General features: G+C 63.7%; 16 protein-coding genes. 12 read left to right on the plus strand and 4 right to left on the minus strand.

All coding sequences use genetic code 11. The annotated features are described in order from the left end of the window. Positions 1-86: 86 nt before the first annotated feature. The gene (locus tag ACFVHU_RS13155) at positions 87-281 is read right to left on the minus strand and encodes a hypothetical protein (protein ID WP_133833838.1); all 195 of its coding nucleotides are present in this window, start codon (positions 279-281) and stop codon (positions 87-89) included. Between the two features lie 322 nt (positions 282-603). Here ACFVHU_RS13155 and uraD point away from each other — a divergent pair, with 322 nt between their 5' ends. From uraD to ACFVHU_RS13190, 7 genes are all read left to right on the plus strand, one after another. Beyond that, a complete protein-coding gene (gene uraD, locus ACFVHU_RS13160) occupies positions 604-1,098 on the plus strand; it encodes a 2-oxo-4-hydroxy-4-carboxy-5-ureidoimidazoline decarboxylase (protein WP_105656559.1) in 495 nt (164 codons plus the stop codon). A 67-nt stretch (positions 1,099-1,165) separates the two neighbouring features. Beyond that, a complete protein-coding gene (uraH, locus tag ACFVHU_RS13165; RefSeq protein WP_105656558.1) occupies positions 1,166-1,522 on the plus strand; it encodes a hydroxyisourate hydrolase in 357 nt (118 codons plus the stop codon). A gap of 4 nt (positions 1,523-1,526) precedes the next feature. Continuing rightward, a complete protein-coding gene (gene pucL / locus ACFVHU_RS13170; RefSeq protein WP_105656557.1) occupies positions 1,527-2,450 on the plus strand; it encodes a factor-independent urate hydroxylase in 924 nt (307 codons plus the stop codon). A gap of 75 nt (positions 2,451-2,525) precedes the next feature. After that, positions 2,526-4,061 carry a nucleobase:cation symporter-2 family protein gene (locus ACFVHU_RS13175; RefSeq protein WP_105656556.1) on the plus strand — a complete coding sequence of 512 codons (1,536 nt, stop codon included), beginning with the start codon at positions 2,526-2,528 and terminating at the stop codon, positions 4,059-4,061. A 295-nt stretch (positions 4,062-4,356) separates the two neighbouring features. Next, positions 4,357-5,319, plus strand: coding sequence for an ROK family protein (locus ACFVHU_RS13180; RefSeq protein ID WP_286134082.1), 963 nt, complete (start codon positions 4,357-4,359; stop codon positions 5,317-5,319). A gap of 67 nt (positions 5,320-5,386) precedes the next feature. Next, positions 5,387-6,598, plus strand: coding sequence for an MFS transporter (locus ACFVHU_RS13185; RefSeq protein WP_105656554.1), 1,212 nt, complete (start codon positions 5,387-5,389; stop codon positions 6,596-6,598). 186 nt (positions 6,599-6,784) lie between these two features. Then, entirely contained in the window at positions 6,785-7,390 is a 606-nt protein-coding gene (locus tag ACFVHU_RS13190; protein ID WP_105662234.1) for a malonic semialdehyde reductase, read from the plus strand. An 88-nt stretch (positions 7,391-7,478) separates the two neighbouring features. On the opposite strand, the gene ACFVHU_RS13195 is transcribed toward ACFVHU_RS13190, so the two are convergent. The 3 genes from ACFVHU_RS13195 to ACFVHU_RS13205 form a co-directional block, all read right to left on the minus strand. Then, complete coding sequence (locus ACFVHU_RS13195; RefSeq protein WP_388024746.1) at positions 7,479-8,495, minus strand: sugar phosphate isomerase/epimerase family protein; 1,017 nt, start codon at positions 8,493-8,495, stop codon at positions 7,479-7,481. After that, positions 8,492-9,664: a Gfo/Idh/MocA family oxidoreductase gene (locus tag ACFVHU_RS13200; protein WP_332728164.1), complete on the minus strand. Its 1,173-nt coding sequence runs from the start codon at positions 9,662-9,664 to the stop codon at positions 8,492-8,494. Before ACFVHU_RS13200 ends, ACFVHU_RS13195 begins: the two co-directional genes overlap by 4 nt. A gap of 118 nt (positions 9,665-9,782) precedes the next feature. Next, positions 9,783-10,790: a LacI family DNA-binding transcriptional regulator gene (locus ACFVHU_RS13205; protein WP_332486334.1), complete on the minus strand. Its 1,008-nt coding sequence runs from the start codon at positions 10,788-10,790 to the stop codon at positions 9,783-9,785. Positions 10,791-11,129: 339 nt separating this feature from the next. Between ACFVHU_RS13205 and iolC the strand changes: the two genes are divergently transcribed. From iolC to ACFVHU_RS13230, 5 genes are read left to right on the plus strand one after another with little or no spacing between them, the layout of a single operon-like run. Further along, the gene (iolC, locus tag ACFVHU_RS13210) at positions 11,130-12,122 is read left to right on the plus strand and encodes a 5-dehydro-2-deoxygluconokinase (RefSeq protein ID WP_105656549.1); all 993 of its coding nucleotides are present in this window, start codon (positions 11,130-11,132) and stop codon (positions 12,120-12,122) included. A gap of 2 nt (positions 12,123-12,124) precedes the next feature. After that, positions 12,125-13,054 carry a deoxyribose-phosphate aldolase gene (locus tag ACFVHU_RS13215; RefSeq protein WP_105656548.1) on the plus strand — a complete coding sequence of 310 codons (930 nt, stop codon included), beginning with the start codon at positions 12,125-12,127 and terminating at the stop codon, positions 13,052-13,054. Between the two features lie 30 nt (positions 13,055-13,084). Then, entirely contained in the window at positions 13,085-15,016 is a 1,932-nt protein-coding gene (iolD, locus tag ACFVHU_RS13220) for a 3D-(3,5/4)-trihydroxycyclohexane-1,2-dione acylhydrolase (decyclizing) (RefSeq protein WP_388024921.1), read from the plus strand. Positions 15,017-15,060: 44 nt separating this feature from the next. Then, positions 15,061-16,575, plus strand: coding sequence for a CoA-acylating methylmalonate-semialdehyde dehydrogenase (locus ACFVHU_RS13225; RefSeq protein ID WP_105656546.1), 1,515 nt, complete (start codon positions 15,061-15,063; stop codon positions 16,573-16,575). 30 nt (positions 16,576-16,605) lie between these two features. Further along, positions 16,606-17,526: a sugar phosphate isomerase/epimerase gene (locus tag ACFVHU_RS13230; RefSeq protein WP_105656545.1), complete on the plus strand. Its 921-nt coding sequence runs from the start codon at positions 16,606-16,608 to the stop codon at positions 17,524-17,526. Positions 17,527-17,562 lie beyond the last annotated feature (36 nt).

Consider the following 17,562-nt stretch of genomic DNA (forward strand, 5'->3'; position numbering starts at 1 on the left):
CGAGGCGCTGCAGCCGGAATTAAAAAACGCAGAGGCCAGGTCCCGACGCCTCAGGGGTTGGCCTCTGCGTGGTCTTCAGGGGACGCCTAGCGTCCCGGGTGCTGGCCGAACAGGCGGCTCCACAGCGAGGGGGCCTCACGGGTGATCCGCGGCTGGCGGGCAATATCCGGATCCAGGTTCTCGATGGGCTGGAACAGTCCGGTGCGCAAGGCGTCGGTGGTGGCAATGAGGCGCTGGTCCTCCGGTGTGCAGTTGATCTTGCTTGGGTTGATAGCGGTCATTGCGACCCTCCTTCGCGATTTCACATTTCCATAATATGGAAATTATCTTCTGTGTTGTGAAACCATTATGTGGGCTAGGTCGGAGCGTTTGCAATAGCTGGGCGCAAAATTATCTATCCACAATATGGAAACCGGCAAAAAGTCACACTTGTTAAAGTTTTTCCAGCTTTCGCTTGACTGCGACGCTGTGAGGTGGATTACAGTGGTCACACAAGGTTCCACGAAACCAGCATCGAGTCGAAGCCGAAGTCTCCTTCGGTGGTAAGGGTGTTCAGCCAAGGTCCGTGGAAAGAACGACCGTTTGAAAAGAGCTGATCACCCGATGCGTTTAGACGTATTCAACCAATTGCCCGCAGCCGAGGCCGCTGATTTCCTGCGCCCCTGCGTCGATGTCGACCGCTGGATCGATGCCCTTGTTTCCGCCCGTCCTTTCAGCAGCTTCGATGCGCTTTCCAGCTTTGCGCTGCAGGACGTCGCTCCCTTCAGCCGCGAGGAAATTGCCGCCGCCCTGGCCCACCATCCGCGCATCGGCGAACAAGCGCAGGGAAGCAGCAAGGAAGCGGACCTCTCCCGCGGCGAACAGGCAGGCCTGGACCTTGATGACGATGTCGCCGGCCGCCTGGCAGCAGCCAACCGGGCCTATGAGCAGCGCTTCAACAGGGTATTCCTCATCCGCGCCGCCGGCCGCAGCACCGAAGAAATCCTTGCCGAATGCGAACGCCGGCTGGCCAACGCAGAACAGGCTGAACTGCTTGAAGTAGCCGAGCAGCTGCGCCAGATTGCGCTGCTGCGGCTGGAGAACTCGGTGGACAACTAAGCCCATGCCCGGGGTGAACCCCTGCGCATTTATCGATACCAATCCTTCCGACAGCCAGGAGATGAACATGGCAGATGGAAATGGCGAACGCAGCCACATCACCACCCACATACTCGACACCGGGACCGGGAGGCCTGCCTCCGGTGTCAAGGCCACGCTGGAAGCCAAGACGGCATCCGGCTGGCAAGAAATCGGCTCGGGTTCCACGGATGCCGATGGCCGCATCAAGAACCTCGGACCGATACAGGTTGAAGCCGGCCGCTACCGGATTTCCTTTGAAACCGGCGGCTACTTCGGGAAGCAGGGAACGGAAAGCTTCTTCCCCGCGGTAAGCATCGATTTCTTCGTCAACGACGTCGACGAGCACTACCACGTACCTCTTCTTATCAGCCCGTTTGCATATTCCACGTACCGAGGGAGTTAGAACAATGACTACCGAAATCACAGCCCCAGCAGATACCAAGATCGTGCTGGGCTCCAACCAGTACGGCAAGGCCGAAGTCCGCCTGGTCAAGATCACCCGCGACACCGTGCGCCACCAGATCCAGGACCTGAACGTCACCAGCCAGCTGCACGGCGACTTCACCGCCGCGCACCAGGACGGCGACAACGGCCGCGTCGTCGCCACTGACACCCAGAAGAACACCGTCTATGGCCTGGCCCGCAACGGCGTGGGCGCCATCGAGGAGTTCCTGGTGCAGCTGGGAAACCACTTCACTGGCGAATTCGAGTGGATCACCGGCGGCCGCTGGGCAGCCCAGCAGTTCTTCTGGGACCGCATCAACGACCATGACCACGCCTTCTCGCAGAACAAGTCCGAAGTGCGCACCGCCGTGCTGGAAATCGACGCCGAAGGCAAGAAGTCCATCGTTGCCGGCCTGGAGGACCTCACCGTCCTGAAGTCCACGGGCAGCGAGTTCCACGGTTTCCCGGTGGACAAGTACACGACCCTGAAGGAAACCACCGACCGCATCCTGGCCACCGACGTGACTGCGCGCTGGCGCTACACCGGCCAGGCCATCGCCCAGGGCATCGACTTCGACGCGGTCTACACCTCGGTGCGCCACCTGCTGCTGACCCGCTTCGCCGACACCCACTCGTACGCGTTGCAGCAGACCATGTTCCAGATGGGGCAGGCAGTGCTCGAAGCGCATCCGGAAATCGCCGAAATCAAGATGTCCCTGCCGAACAAGCACCACTTCCTGGTTGACCTGGAAGTCTTCGGCCAAGACAACCCCAATGAGGTCTTCTTCGCCGCGGATCGCCCATACGGCCTGATCGAAGCGACGATCACCCGCGAAGGCACCGAGGCGAATCACCCCATCTGGGCCAATATTCCGGCATTTATCTAACTGAACGGCGTTGAAGGTGGGCCGGCGCTGGCACGCCGGCACACCTTTGGCAGCGACTGACGTAGGAGGTCAGCCTTGAGCGCTACACAAGATGAATCTATCAAAGGCAATCGTCCCGAGGACGCGAAGCTCCCTCTGGGGAAGTCCTTTGCCTATGGCCTGCAGCATGTCCTGACGATGTACGGCGGCATTATCGCCCCGCCGCTGATCATCGGAAACGCTGCCGGCTTGGCCCCGGACGAGGTGGGCCTGCTGGTCGCCTGCTGCCTGTTTGTCGGCGGGCTGGCCACCATCCTGCAAACCGTGGGCATCCCGTTCTTCGGGGCGCAGCTGCCGCTGGTCCAGGGCACGTCCTTCGCATCCGTGGCTACCATGGTGGCCATCGTCAACGGGGGAGGCGGAATCCAGGCGGTCTTCGGGGCCGTGCTCGTCGCAGCGCTGATCGGCTTCCTCATTGCGCCGTTCTTCGCCCGCATTGTCAGGTACTTCCCGCCGGTGGTCACCGGCGTGGTCATCACCATGATCGGCATCTCGCTGACCCCGGTCGCGGCCAACTGGGCCATGGGCGGGGACGCGAAGGCCGATGACTACGGGTCGCTGGCCAACATCGGCCTGGCCGCCGGAACACTGCTGGTGGTCCTGCTGCTGTCCAAGGTCGGCAATGCAGCGATTTCCCGCATGTCGATCCTGCTGGCCATCGTGCTGGGCACCGTCGCCGCAGCGCTGCTGGGCATGGCCGATTTCTCGCAGGTCGGGCACGGCGCGATCTTCGCCTTCCCGCAGCCACTGGCCTTCGGCATGCCGGTCTTCGAAATCGGCGGCATCATCTCGATGACCATCGTGGTGCTGGTGATCCTCACCGAAACCACCGCAGACATCCTCGCTGTGGGCGAGATCGCCGGATCGAAGGTGGATTCCAAGCGCATTGCCGACGGCCTGCGTGCCGACATGGCCTCTTCCGCAGTGGCGCCGATTTTCAATACCTTCACCCAGTCGGCCTTTGCGCAGAATGTCGGCCTGGTGGCCATCACGGGCATCACCAGCCGCTTCGTTGTCGCGGCCGGTGGCGGCATCCTCGTCGTGCTCGGCTTGCTGCCGATCCTCGGACGAGTGGTCGCTGCCATCCCGACTCCGGTGCTCGGCGGCGCAGGCATCGTGCTCTTCGGCACCGTCGCCGCTTCCGGGATCCGGACCCTGTCCAAGGTGAAGTACGACGGCATGAACCTGGTGATCGTCGCGGCATCGATTGCCTTTGGCTGCATCCCGATTGTGAAGCCGGACTTCTACGCTGGATTCCCCACGTGGTTCGAGACGATCTTCCACTCCGGGATTTCCTCGGCGGCCGTGATGGCCGTGCTGCTGAACCTGCTGTTCAACGAACTCAAGTTCGGGAATACAAAGGATGCATCGGTCTTCTCGGCGGCTCCGCCGCGCATGGTCAAGACCGAGGAGATCTGCGGATTGCTCGATGGCGACCACTACGTGGGCGGCAAGCTCATCGACAAGGAAGGCTACGAAATTCCGGTGGTCACACCCGATGAATTCGAGCAGATCCAGACCGGAGCCATCCAGATGCCTGTACCCAGGCCTGCCGAGACATCAGGGCACTGAGGAATCGGCCCCATCCGAACCCGAGGCCGAGGAATTGCACGATGACGAGAAGTAGCAGCTAGCGCGAAATGCTCGCAAACTCCGGTTTGCGGGCATTTTGCGCGAGCTCGAGCAGTTGCACTTCACAGCGCGGACAGCCAGGGAGCACCGCCGGACGAGTTTTCCGGGCACCTTGCGCAGGGCTGGCCCAAGTGCTGGACTGCGTTGGAAGTTCCGTGCAGGCACCGGACCAGTCAGGGGCTCCTGTGCGGCAGCGGGAGCATCGGCGTTTTGCGAGGGTCTAAGCTAGATGACTGTGAGTTCAGCAAATCTTTCCATCGGCGTTGACATCGGTGGCACCAAAATCCTTGCAGCCCTTGTGGATCAAGAGGGGAACGCCTTCGGGCAAATCCGCCGCGAGACACCTGACCATGACGTGGCGGGGACCGAACGTGCCCTGGCTGAGATGATCCGCGAGCTCTCGAAGGGCAACGAAGGTCTTCCGGTGGGCATTGGCGCCGCGGGATGGATGGACCGCAAGGGGCAGAACGTGCTGTTCAGCCCCCACCTGTCTTGGCGCAATGAACCGGTGCGCGACCGTCTGATGCAGCTGGTAGGACATGAAGTGACTCTGGTCAACGACGCTGATGCGGCCGGCTGGGCCGAGCATCGTTTTGGCGCGGGCCGGGGCGAAAGCGACATGGTGTGCCTGACCCTCGGAACGGGGATCGGCGGGGCGGTCATCCTCGGAGGGCAAATCCACCGTGGCAAGTCCGGGATTGCTGGCGAATTCGGGCACCAGGTGATCGTTCCCGGCGGCCATCGGTGCGCCTGCGGAAACCGCGGTTGCTGGGAGCAGTACGCCTCTGGCAATGCCCTGGGCCGGGAAGGAGCCGAACTTGTGCGCAGCAAATCACCGGTGGCCTTCCGCCTGCGCGAGGCCGTGGGCGATGATCCGGACGCCGTTACCGGGGCGGAGGTAACTCGACTTGCCGCAGAGGGCGACCCGGCGTGCGCCGACCTCATTGCGGATATGGGCGAATGGCTCGGGTTGGGCATTTCGAATCTGGTCTCGGTTCTGGATCCGGGGACCATCGTTATCGGCGGCGGCTTGGGCGCGGCGTCGAAGCAACTGGTGGCCACCGCGGAGGAGACCTACCGCCGCACCCTCTCCGGCAGGGGCTACCGTCCCTTTGCGAAGATCAGCCAAGCCGAATTGGGTCCGGTGGCAGGCCTGATCGGGGCTGCTGATTTGGCGAGGTTCAATCAACAGCAATAAACATTGACAGGACATTAGGTCTTATCTAGGCTCAGTTTGTTATTCAACACGAGAGCGAGGTTCCGGCATGGTCCTGCCAGAGAAGCCGCCGCAGACCCGTGGCTGGCCGCTAGCAGTCGTTTTGGGAACCTACGCGGTCGCCATGTGCGGTACCACCATGCCGACCGCGCTGTATCCAATGCTCCAGGATGAATACGGCCTGAGCACCGCCGCCTCGACCCAGCTTTTTGCGATATACGCCCTGGTGGTGCTCACGGTGCTGTGCATCTTCGGTTCCCTCTCCGACGCCATTGGCCGCAAGCCCGTCATGATTCTCGGGTTGCTCTCCTCGGCCGCCAGCGGGATGCTTTATGCCGTGGCCACCGACGTTCCCATGCTGTTCATTGCCCGGGCCCTGTCCGGGGTGTGCGCCGGGCTGGTCACCGGAACGGCCACAGCCTATTTGGCGGATCTGGTCTCCAGCTCCGGACGCGGTGCCGCCATTTCCAGCCTGGCGAATATGGCGGGACTAGGCAGCGGGCCGGCCTTGGCGGCATTTCTGACTTTCTTCTTCCCGGCTACCCCCATGATCGCTTTCAGCGTGCACGCGGTGCTTTCGGGTCTGTGCATCGTGCTGCTGGCCATGATCCCCGACAGTGTTGCGCACCGCCGGGGCGGGTGGAAACTCAGCCTTCCGCTGGTGCCGCGTTTGGCACGACGGGACTTCTGCGTGGGTGGACTGATGACCCTGGGCTTTGCGGTCATGGGCGGCTGTACAGCCATGACGTCCATCCTGGTGGTCCGCGCCTTTGGGATTACCGACCTGCGCCTGCTGGGGCTCATCGGTTCGCTGATTTTCGCCGCCACTACCGTGGGCCAGAAAGCGGGCGGGAAGCTGGTCAGCGAAAAAGTGCAGCTGGGCTATGCCGGGCTGGCGGTGGGAGCAGTGCTGATAGCTATTGCCCCGAGGTTGGGCGGGGGCTTGGCGGTCACGGTGTACCTGGTTGGCCTAGTGGTTGCTGGACTGAGCCATGGTGCGCTGTTCCCGGTGGGACTGGGCATCGTACTGCGGCGCATCGAGCTGCGGCATCGAGGCAGCGCCAGCTCCGCCTTCTGGGTACTGGGCTACGCCCTGACCGCACTTGGGGCGCTGGGGCTGGGCTGGGTAGGGCAGATCAGCGGCGAATCGATGGCAGTGACCTGCTTCGGCGCAATCATCGCACTGTGCGCAATCGGGTGCGCCAGGCTTCATCGCCGCTGGGACGATTCTGCAAACTCGCGAATCCCTGCCGGACCCTAGGTCTGCGTGCGGCGGGCATTGCTGGCAGGACAGCCGAGCTCCAGACGAGCCCCGGCCTGCGTGTGGCAGAGAACACGTGGCTTGCCGGAATGAGGTGCAGCCGATCCTCGTTGGGCATTGATAGAAGAAAACCATATCCGGCAATGGCCCGAACCAGTGGCCTCGGACAGATCTGAAAGGCAATCAATGACAGTTGCATCCCAGGAAATCCAGGCCGACACAGCAACGCTCAACGCCATTTTTGGCGAGGCGCGCACCGCTAACGCGTTCACCGGAGAGGTTACCGAGGAGCAGGCCCAGGAAATCTACGAACTGGCCAAGTTCGGTCCAACCGCGTTCAATTCCCAGCCGCTGCGCGTCACCTACGTGCGGTCGGACGAAGCCCGCGCCACCCTGGTCGACGCGCTCTCCAACGGCAACAAAGCCAAGACCGCCGCAGCTCCGCTGGTAGCGATCCTCAGCTATGACACCGCATGGCACGAACAGTGGGACAACTTCCTGCCCGGCTACAACGCACCCAAGGCCATGTACGATGCTGATGCGGACTTCACCGCATCCACCGGCAACAACAACGCACACCTGCAGGCGGGCTACTTCATGCTGGCCGCGCGCAGCTTGGGCTTCGCGGTAGGTCCAATGACCGGCGCAGACTTCTCCGCCATCGACGCATCGTTCTTCCCGGAAGGCGATCAGAAGAGTTTCCTGGTCGTGAATATCGGCCAGCCAGCCGAAAGCGAGATCGGCTCGCCAAAAGCACGCTTCGACTACGAAGCAGTTGTCCGCACCGTCTAGGTGCATCGAGTACTTCGAAAACGGCATGCGCCAGAAGCCCGGAATTCACACGGTGAATTCCGGGCTTCTGCACGCCAGCGGGAGGATCCTAGGAGGTTGCGGCCAATGAAGCTTGCAGGGCCGCGTCGGCCTCAATGAGTACCTTGGCGGCGACTTCCAGGCCCTCAACGGCACCTAGCTCGGTGTCCTCGTGTTCGATGTTCACCATCATTTCCGGATTCACCTCGTGCAATGCGCGCAAGAATTCGGTCCAGAATGCGGTGTCATGTCCCTTGCCCAAAGCCACGAAGTCCCAGGCTGAATTCTTCGGCCACTCGTTCGCCCATTCATCCCCGCCGAGGTTGGTGCGTGGTTCGTCTTCGCCCAGCTTGCGGAAGCTGTTATCCAATACGCCCTGGATGGCCGCATTCGGATTGACGCGCACATCCTTGGCTGCTGCGTGGAAGACCCATGGGCCCAGGTCGCGGACAACGGCTACTGGATCCATCTGCTGCCAGAAGAGGTGCGAGGCATCCAGTTCAACTCCGATGTTGCTGGTACCCGCCCGCTTCAACAGCTCGCGAAAGCTTGCAGGGTTGAAGACCAGGTTCTGCGGGTGCAGCTCCAGAGCAACCTTGACTCCGTGTTCGACAGCCAGCTCATCGATTTCTTTCCAGAATTCCGCGGCGATCCCGAATTGATAGTCCAGCTGGTCCAGGGCTGCCGAATTCCAGGCATTGACTACCCAGTTCGGGGTCGAAGCATTGGGGTCTCCAGCGGGCAGGCCGGACATGGTGACCACGCGGGTCTGGCCTAGGCGCGCGGCCAGCTTGATGGAGCGGCGAATGTCCTCGGCGTGCTTCTGGCCGATTTCGCGATTGGGGTGCAACGGGTTGCCGTTGCAGTTCAGCCCATAGATTTCCACGCCGGTGCCTTCGAATTGGGCGAGGAAAGCATCGCGAGCGATGTCGGATTCCAGGATCTCGTCGATGTTCGGCACGTGCACTGGGGGCAAGAAGCCGCCGGTGTTCAATTCGATGCCGGTCAGTCCCTGGGCGGCAATGACCTCCAGGGCTTCGGCCAGCGGGCGGTTGTGGAGGATTGCGTTGTAGACTCCGAGTTTCACAGTGAAACCTTCTTTCCGTCATTGGCAGCGGACTGCACGACCGCCTGGAGGACCTGCATATTGTGCACGCCCTCGTCGAATGTTGCGTTGCTGGGAAGTGCATTGCCCAGGCCGCAGACCTCGTCGAGGAAGGCGCGCGCCTGGTAGCCGAAGGCATCATTCTGGCCGAAGCCGACACCTGGCGCATCCATGGGCAGTCCGCCACTGAGGTAGGCGTGTTCCGAGCCGAGATTTACCGTGCGGTAGCCGTTGGTTGCCGAAGGGCCCTCGGTGAGCATGATTTCGATTTCCGCTGGACGCAGCTGGCTGAAGCGTGCGGCGCCCTTCTCGCAAAAGACCTCGAAGGTCAGCGTATTGGGGTGGCCGGCTGCCACGCGGGAAACTTCCAGGCTGCCTGCGGCCCCGGCGAACTGTACGTTGAACGCCGCGTAGTCGTCGTTTTCTACCGGCTCGGACGTGTCGCTCAGTTCCACGAGATCGTGGCCGGTGACGGCGCCGGCTGGCAGGAAGCGTTCGGTGATGCTGGTGCTCAGCTGGCCGCCGCTGACCGAAAGAATCTCGCCGGCCAGGAATTCGGCAACGTAGGCCAGGTGGCTTCCCACATCGGCCAGTGCGCCCGAGCCTGGCTGGCCCTTGAAGCGCCAGCTCATCGGGGCCTGCGGGTTGTGGCCGTAGTCGGTCCAGTAGCGTCCGGAGAAATGCAGCACCTTGCCCAGGGTGCCATCGGCGATCAGGTTCTGGATCGTGGCGATGCCCGGGGTGCGGCGGAAGGTGAAGCCAACGCGGGCCACGGAGTCGGCGTTGCGGGCCGCGGTGGCCATCGCTTCAGCTTCTTGAAGGGTGTCAGCCAGCGGCTTTTCGCACAAAACGTGCTTGCCGGCAGCCAGCAGGCCCTCGACTGCTTCACGGTGGAAACGGTTGGCAATAACTACCGAGACCACGTCGATATCTGGATCTGCGGCCACCTCTTGCCAGGAACCGAGCGCCTTTTCGTAGCCGTAGCGCTTGGCGACCTTGGCTGCGAGCTCGGTGTTCACGTCAGCCACGGCAACGTAGCGAAGCGGTGGCAAGTCGGAGCTGTAGAGGGTGGGTGCTGTGCGGTACCCAGCGATGTGGGACAGCCCGGCCATGCCGGCGCCAATGACGGCAATGCCGATGGTTTTTGTCATGGAATTCTCCTGGGTGAAAGCTGTTCATGGAATATTTTGGAGCGCTCCAAAAGAGTCTAGAACCTATTTCAGATCGCGGTCAAGGGGTCTGCAGGAGAAGGTTTGGAACTGGAAGGAATCAGGGCCGGCGTGGTGCCGCGCAGGTGCCGCGCTCGATGAGCAGCGGCTCCATCAGCACGCGCTGGGCTTCGCGTTCGGGATTGGCGAGCCGGGAGAGCACCTGCTGGGCCACGTGCAATCCAAGCTCGTGGTTGCGGCTATCCACGGTTGTCAGGCGCAGCAGGTGGGTGCCGGAGAGCGGCGAGTTGTCGTAGCCGATGATTGACAAATCCCCAGGTGTCGACAGGCCGGCTTCCCGGGCGGCTGCCATGGCTCCCATGGCCATTGAGTCGTTGCCGGCCAAGATGGCCGTTGTTTCCGGGGCTTCGCCCAAAAGCTGCCGTGCGCACTGGTAGCCGGTGTCTTCGGTGGTCAATTCGCTGACCGAAACTATGCGCTCTTCGAGTCCCGCGGCCTTCATTGCCTCCTGGTACCCGGCCAGGCGCAGCATCGAGGCTCCGCCGCCACCGGCGATGTGGCCAATATTCCGGTGGCCCAGCGAAACCAGGTACTCGATGGCTTGGCGTGCCCCGAGCCTGTCGTCACTGGAAGAAATGTCCGCGCCGCGAACCTGGGTGGCGCGATTGCCGGCCACAATGACCGGAACCTGCGCTGAAAAGCGCATGGCAGGAGTCGGTTCGGTGGCCAGTACCAAAGCCTCTACCCGGGTGCTGAGGAATCCATCGAGCGGGTCCGACTCGACGTGGGTGTTGAGTGCCCGGTCGGAAACTGCGATGCGCAATCCTGCGCTTGCCAGTCCTTCTTGGAGCCCGCGAAGAAGTTCCACGAACCAGACGTTGGTGTAGTCGTCGATGACTACGCCGACTGTCTGGCTCGTGCCGCCGGCAAGTGCCGTGGCGGCCTGGCTGGGGCGGTAATCCAGTTCCTTGATGGCGGCCAGTACTGCCGCGCGACGTGCTTCCGAGACGCTGGGGGAGCCGCGCAGCACCAGGGACACCAGCGACTTGGAAACACCTGCGGCCTGGGCAACGTCGTAGATGGTCGCTCGACGGCGTGCTGCGGCCACAGTTCCTCCTGGGGGTGTCGGTTGTTCTCGTTAAGAGCCTAGCGTTTTGCTCGAGTGCACGGCCGTTAGGGGGTGGATTCTGCTCGTCGAACTTCGCGGGCCACGCCATGAAGCCAAGACATGGCATGTGGAAATTTTTTTATTTTCAACGTCCGAAACAGATGGAATACCCCGGAATTCCGCGGATTTGTCCACACCATGTTACTCATGTTGTAAATATGTCAGTACAAACCTTTGACAGTGCCGAATTCATGGTGCAAAGTATTTCTTGTGGCACCGTTCACATCTTCGGCAGTTGGCCGATCCCTGAACTTCTGACTCGAAAGGACGTCGATCTGCGTGACTTACGACGTACTCACCCTCGGACGCATCAGCGTCGACGTGTATCCGAATGACATCGGCGTTTCCCTCGCGGATGTGAACACATTCAGCAAGTACCTCGGCGGCTCCGCCACCAACGTCGCCGTGGCGGCCGCCCGGCACGGCCGAGCAGCCGGTGTGATCACCAAAATCGGCGACGACGACTTCGGCACATTCCTGGAACGCGAATTGGACCGCTTCGGCGTGGACCGCACCCAGGTAGCCCGCGACGCCACGTTGCAGACGCCAGTCACCTTCTGCGCCATCATGCCGCCGGACGACTTCCCGCTGTACTTCTACGGACGCTTCCCGATGGCGCCGGACTGGAACATCGACAGCAGCGACATCGACCTCCAAGCCGTCAAGGACTCCAGGATCTTCTGGAGCACCGTCACCGGCTTGAGCCGCGAACCTTCGCGCACCGCGCAATTGGCGGCCTATGCCGCCCGCCCAGCAGATTCCCTGGCCCAGGGTCAGTTCACCATTCTGGATTTGGACTACCGCCCGATGTTCTGGGACTCCGTGGAACAGGCCCGCGAACAGGTAGCGCGTGCCCTGCCATCGGCCACCGTGGCCATCGGCAACGACACCGAATGCTCGGTAGCCGTCGGCGAAGGCACCCCGGATGAGCAGGCCGACCGCCTGCTGGAGGCCGGAGTGCAGATTGCCGTGGTCAAGCTCGGCCCCGAAGGGGTCATGGCCAAAACCCGCACCGAGCGCGTGGTTTCCGCGCCGGTCCCGGTGCAGACCGCTAACGGACTGGGTGCCGGAGATTCCTTCGGCGGCGCCTTCTGCCACGGACTGCTCTCCGGCTGGCCGCTGGAACAGGTGCTTGACTACGCCAATGCCGCCGGAGCCATTGTGGCCTCGAAGGTTGCCTGCTCCGACGCCATGCCGGACCCGGAAGAAGTCAATGCCCTGCTGGCCGAGCGCGGCCGCACCGTACCCGACTCCCAGAAAGACCTGGTCTAGATATGAAACAGGCATCAGAGCTGCCAGTGGACCGGGAAGACCCGCGCCGCTACGAATCCATCACCCGCCAGCGGCTGGAAGACCCGGCCTCGGTGCAGCGCGCCGCTTCGCTGCGCCGGAAGCACGCCGGCCCGGTGCTGGGACGGCAGAACTTCATCATCGCCGCCGACCACCCGGCCCGCGGCGCCCTGTCCGTGGGCAAGCGCGCCACGGCCATGGCCGACCGCCGCCAGCTGCTGGACCGGCTGCAGATCGCCTTGCAGAACCCCGCCTGCGACGGGGTGCTGGCCTCGCCCGATATCCTCGATGACCTGCTGCTGCTGGGCGCGCTGGAAGGCAAGCTGGTCTTCGGATCGATGAACCGCGGCGGGCTCACCGGCTTGGTCAACGAGATCGACGACCGCTTTACCGGGCACAGCGCGGCCGCCCTGGCTGCCCTGGGCGCCGACGGCGGCAAGATGCTCACCCGGATCAGCTACGAGGATCCGGACACCGTGAAAACCCTGGCCGCTACCGCCGACGCCGTGTCGGATCTGGCCCGGCACCAGCTGGTGGCCATGGTCGAGCCGTTCATCTCCAAGCGGGCCGAGGGCAAGGTAGTCAACGACCTGCGCCCGGAGGCAGTGATCAAGTCCATGGGCATCGCCTCGGGACTGGGCGAAACCAGCGCCTACACCTGGCTGAAGATTCCCGTGGTCCAAGAGATGGAACGGGTCATGGCCGCGACCACCCTGCCCACGGTCCTGCTCGGCGGGGATCCATCGGGCAGTCCCGACGAGGTCTTCGCCTCGTGGCAGGCGGCGCTGGCCCTGCCTTCGGTGCAGGGGCTGACCGTAGGCCGGACCCTGCTGTATCCCGAGGACGGGGATGTGGCCGCCGCCGTGGCAACCGCCGCATCGCTACTGGACACCACCGCAACCGTACGCAGCTGAGAAGGACGAAGCTCGATGACTACACGCACAATGACCGTTGCCCAGGCGGTCGTGGAATTCCTGGGCCGCCAGTACACGGTGGATTCCATCGGCGGCACGCACTACCGCGAACGGCTGATTCCGGGCATGTTCGGGATTTTCGGCCACGGAAATGTTGCCGGGGTGGGCCAGGCGCTGAAGCAGTGGCAGGCCAAGGACCCGAGCCTCATGCCGTACTACCAGGGCCGCAATGAGCAGGCGCAGTCGCACCAGGCCGTTGCCTACGCGCGGCACACCCGCCGGCGCGCCACCTACGCGGTCTCCACCTCCATCGGCCCCGGGTCCTCCAACTTGCTCACCGGTGCGGCGCTGGCCACCGCCAACCGCCTGCCGGTGCTGCTGCTGCCTTCGGACACCTTCGCCACCCGCGCCGCGGACCCGGTGCTCCAGCAGCTGGAAATGCCGCACGGCTACGACATCACCGTCAACGACGCCTTCCGCCCGCTGTCCAAGTACTTCGACCGGGTCACGCGACCCGAGCAGCTGGCCAGTGCCTTGCACCACGGGTTGCGGGTGCTCACCGACCCCGCCGAAACCGGAGCGGTGACCATCTCCTTGCCGCAGGACGTGCAGGCCGAGGCCTTCGACTTCCCGGAAGAGCTCTTTGCCGAGCGCGAGTGGAAGATCCGCCGCCCGGCACCGGAATCCGAGGACATCGCGGCGGCCGCGGCCATGATCCGCGAAGCCAAGCGCCCATTGATCGTCGCAGGCGGCGGCGTGCTGTATGCCTACGCCACCGAGGAGCTGGCCGCCTTCTGCGAAGCCACCGGCATCCCCGTGGGCAATACCCAGGCCGGGGTGGGCGTGCTGCCGTGGGATTCCAAGTACTCCCTGGGCGCCATTGGCTCCACCGGCACCACCGCGGCCAATGCGCTGGCCGAGCAGGCGGATCTGGTCATCGGCATCGGCACCCGCTATGAGGACTTCACCACCGCCAGCCGCACCGCATTCCAGAACCCGGACGTGAAGTTCGTGAACATCAACGTCGCCGCGCTGGACGCCTACAAGCACGGCACCGTGCTGCCGGTGGTCGCCGATGCCCGCAAAGCGCTGATCGCGCTGCGCGAGGCGCTGACCGGGTACCGGGTCGAGGGGGCCCTGGAAGTCCAGGCCGCCACCGAGAAGCAGCGCTGGGACGCGACCGTTGATGAGGCCTTCGCCGAGCGGCTGAGCCCGCTGGTCAGCCAGAACGCCATCATCGGAGCGGTGAACCAGGCCATGGATCCGCGCGATGTGGTGGTCTGCGCCGCCGGCTCGCTGCCCGGGGACCTGCACAAGATGTGGCGGGTCTCCGACCCGTTCGGCTACCACGTGGAATACGGCTTCTCCTGCATGGGATACGAGATCGCCGGCGGGCTGGGCATCAAGCGCGCCGCCCTTGCTGAAACCGCGCGAGGTTCCGAAGAGTCCCGCGACGTCGTGGTGATGGTGGGTGACGGCTCCTACCTGATGATGCACACTGAGCTGGTCACCGCCGTGGCCGAAGGCCTGAAGCTGATCACCGTGCTGATACAGAACCATGGCTACGCCTCCATCGGAGCCCTGTCCGAATCACTGGGCTCCCAGCGTTTTGGCACCAAGTACCGCACGCTCGATGCCCAGCGCCACAGCTTCGATGATGGTGCGACCTTGCCAGTGGACCTGGCTGCCAACGCCGAGTCGCTGGGCGTGAAGGTCATCCGGATCGAGCCCGGGCCCCAAGCCATCGATGAGCTCTCGGCGGCCATCGCCCAGGCCAAGGCCGCGCCCGAGGGTTCGGGACCGATCCTGATCCACATCGAATCCGACCTCTACGCCGATGCTCCCTCCAGCGAGTCCTGGTGGGATGTGCCGGTCAGCGAGGTCGCCGAGCTGGACTCCACCACCCAGGCCCGCAAGACCTACGCCGAGCACAAATCCCGCCAGAAGCCCCTGCTGGGCTAGGCGCACCGCACCAGACCAACTCGAATACCGAAAGACGTGAACCCATGACTGCTACCGCTACCGAAGTCACCGAAATCCTGCACTACATCAACGGCAAGCCCAGCGCCGGCACCGGCACCGCCACCCAGCCGGTCTACAACCCGGCAACCGGAGAAATCACCGGCCAGCTGCACCTGGCCAGCGGCGAGGACCTGCAGCAGGCTGTGGCCGTGGCCAAGGCCGCCTCCGAAACCTGGGGCGAAGTATCGATCGCCAAGCGCAGCAAGATCCTCTTCCGCTTCCAGCAGCTGCTCACCGAGCACACCGGCGAGCTGGCCCGCATCGTCACCTCCGAGCACGGCAAGGTCCTCTCCGACGCCGCCGGCGAGATCAGCCGCGGCATCGAAGTGGTGGAGTATGCCTGCGGCATCTCCCAGTCGCTGAAGGGCGAATACTCCGACCAGGTCTCCACCGGCATCGACGTGTTCTCCTTCCGTCAGCCGCTGGGCGTGGTCGCCGGCATCACCCCGTTCAACTTCCCGGTGATGGTGCCGCTGTGGATGGCACCGGTGGCCATTGCCACCGGCAACGCCTTCATCCTCAAGCCTTCCGAGCGCGACCCTTCGGCCGCCTTGCTGATCGCCGAGCTGTTCAAGGAAGCCGGCCTGCCCGACGGCGTTTTCCAGGTGCTGCACGGCGGCAAGGAAACCGTGGACGGGCTGCTCACCCACCCGGATGTGGATGGCATCTCCTTTGTCGGTTCCACTCCGATCGCCAAGTACGTGCACGAAACCGCCACCAAGCACGGCAAGCGCGTGCAGGCCCTGGGCGGAGCGAAGAACCACGCGGTGATCATGCCCGATGCCGATATGGACTTGGCCGCCGACCACATCAACGCCGCCGCTTTCGGCTCCGCGGGCCAGCGCTGCATGGCCATCTCCGTGGCCGTCGCCGTGGGCGATGCCGCCGATGGCCTGGTGGACAAGCTCGCCGAGCATGCCCGCAACGTCAACGTCTCGAACGGCTTCGATGAGACGGCGGATATGGGACCGGTGATCACCCCGGCCTCGAAGTCCCGCCTGCAGAAGATCGTTGGCGAGGCGCAGGAAGCTGGCGCCGCGCTGGTCATCGACGGACGCGACCTGGTGGTCAAGGACCACGAGAACGGGTTCTTTGTCGGCCCGACCATCATCGACAAGGTCAGCCGCGAGATGAGCGCCTACACCGAGGAGATCTTCGGCCCGGTACTGGTGGTGCTGCGCGTAGACAGCCTGGAAGAAGCCATCGAAGTGGTCAACGCGAACCCCTACGGCAACGGCACGGCCATCTTCACCTCCTCTGGCGCCCACGCCCGCACCTACACCCGCCGCATCCAGGTAGGCATGGTCGGGGTCAACGTGCCGCTGCCGGTGCCGGTTGCCTGGCACTCCTTCGGAGGCTGGAAGGACTCGCTGTTCGGCGAGCACCACATCTACGGCCCGGACGGCGTGCGCTTCTACACCCGGGGCAAGGCCATCACGCAGCGCTGGCCGGAGCCGGCCCAGGGCACGGCCGCCACCTTCAACTTCCCCTCCAACTAGGCACCTTGAACAGAAGATAAGGTACGCACCATGGCACAGAACATCACCATCGGGACTGCCCCCGACTCCTGGGGAGTCTGGTTTGCCGATGATCCCCAGCAGACACCCTGGCAGCGCTTCCTCGACGAAGTGGCTGAAGCCGGCTACAAGACCATCGAACTGGGTCCCTACGGGTACCTGCCCACCGACCCCGCGCAGCTGGCCGACGAGCTGGCCGCCCGCGACCTGAACGTCTGCGCCGGCACCGTCTTCACCGCCTTCCACCGCGGCATCGACGGCAGCGCCAGCGCCTGGGAAGAAGCCTGGGAGCCAGCCCGCAAGGTGGCCGAGCTGACCGCCGCCATGGGAGGCGAGCATATTGTGGTGATCCCTGCCATGTGGCGCGACGACGTCACCGGCCAGGCCATCGAATCGGGCACCCTGGACGGTTCGGCCTGGGATTCGCTGGCCAAGGGCCATGACCGGCTGGGAAGGATCCTGCAGGAGGAATTCGGCCTCAAGCAGCAGTTCCATTCCCATGCCGACTCCCATGTCTGCGGCCAGGGCGACATCGAGAAGTTCCTTGAGCTCACCGACCCGCAATTCACCACCCTGTGCCTGGATACCGGACATGCCGAATACGGTGGAGCTTCCAGCGTGGATTTGATCCGCCGCTTCCCGGAGCGCATCGGGTACCTGCACCTGAAGCAGATCAACCCGGACATCCTGGCCACGGTCCGCGAACAGGACATGACCTGGGCCGCGGCCAACTTGGCCGGGGTGATGTGCGAACCGCCTTCCGGGTTGCCTGACCTCAACGAGGTCTTGAAGGAAGTGGAGAAGCTGGGCCGTCCGATTTTCGGAATTGTCGAACAGGACATGTACCCGGTGGCCGACTTCTCGGTGCCGCTGCCCATCGCCACCCGCACCCGCGACTACCTGCTCAGCTGCGGCTCGCGCAGCCGCGTCTAAGCAATCCCCACCTAGCCAAGAATTCTTGAAAGGACA

The organism is Glutamicibacter sp. NPDC127525, from assembly GCF_042672105.1.
Classification (GTDB): domain Bacteria; phylum Actinomycetota; class Actinomycetes; order Actinomycetales; family Micrococcaceae; genus Glutamicibacter.

Excerpts from the sequence above, each read along its gene's own strand:
- ACFVHU_RS13155 (WP_133833838.1), bottom strand. The coding sequence starts at position 281 with ATGACCGCTATCAACCCAAGCAAGATCAACTGCACACCGGAGGACCAG.
- uraD (WP_105656559.1), top strand. The coding sequence starts at position 604 with ATGCGTTTAGACGTATTCAACCAATTGCCCGCAGCCGAGGCCGCTGAT.
- uraH (WP_105656558.1), top strand. The coding sequence starts at position 1,166 with ATGGCAGATGGAAATGGCGAACGCAGCCACATCACCACCCACATACTC.
- pucL (WP_105656557.1), top strand. The coding sequence starts at position 1,527 with ATGACTACCGAAATCACAGCCCCAGCAGATACCAAGATCGTGCTGGGC.
- ACFVHU_RS13185 (WP_105656554.1), top strand. The coding sequence starts at position 5,387 with ATGGTCCTGCCAGAGAAGCCGCCGCAGACCCGTGGCTGGCCGCTAGCA.
- ACFVHU_RS13190 (WP_105662234.1), top strand. The coding sequence starts at position 6,785 with ATGACAGTTGCATCCCAGGAAATCCAGGCCGACACAGCAACGCTCAAC.
- ACFVHU_RS13200 (WP_332728164.1), bottom strand. The coding sequence starts at position 9,664 with ATGACAAAAACCATCGGCATTGCCGTCATTGGCGCCGGCATGGCCGGG.
- ACFVHU_RS13215 (WP_105656548.1), top strand. The coding sequence starts at position 12,125 with ATGAAACAGGCATCAGAGCTGCCAGTGGACCGGGAAGACCCGCGCCGC.
- iolD (WP_388024921.1), top strand. The coding sequence starts at position 13,085 with ATGACCGTTGCCCAGGCGGTCGTGGAATTCCTGGGCCGCCAGTACACG.
- ACFVHU_RS13225 (WP_105656546.1), top strand. The coding sequence starts at position 15,061 with ATGACTGCTACCGCTACCGAAGTCACCGAAATCCTGCACTACATCAAC.
- ACFVHU_RS13230 (WP_105656545.1), top strand. The coding sequence starts at position 16,606 with ATGGCACAGAACATCACCATCGGGACTGCCCCCGACTCCTGGGGAGTC.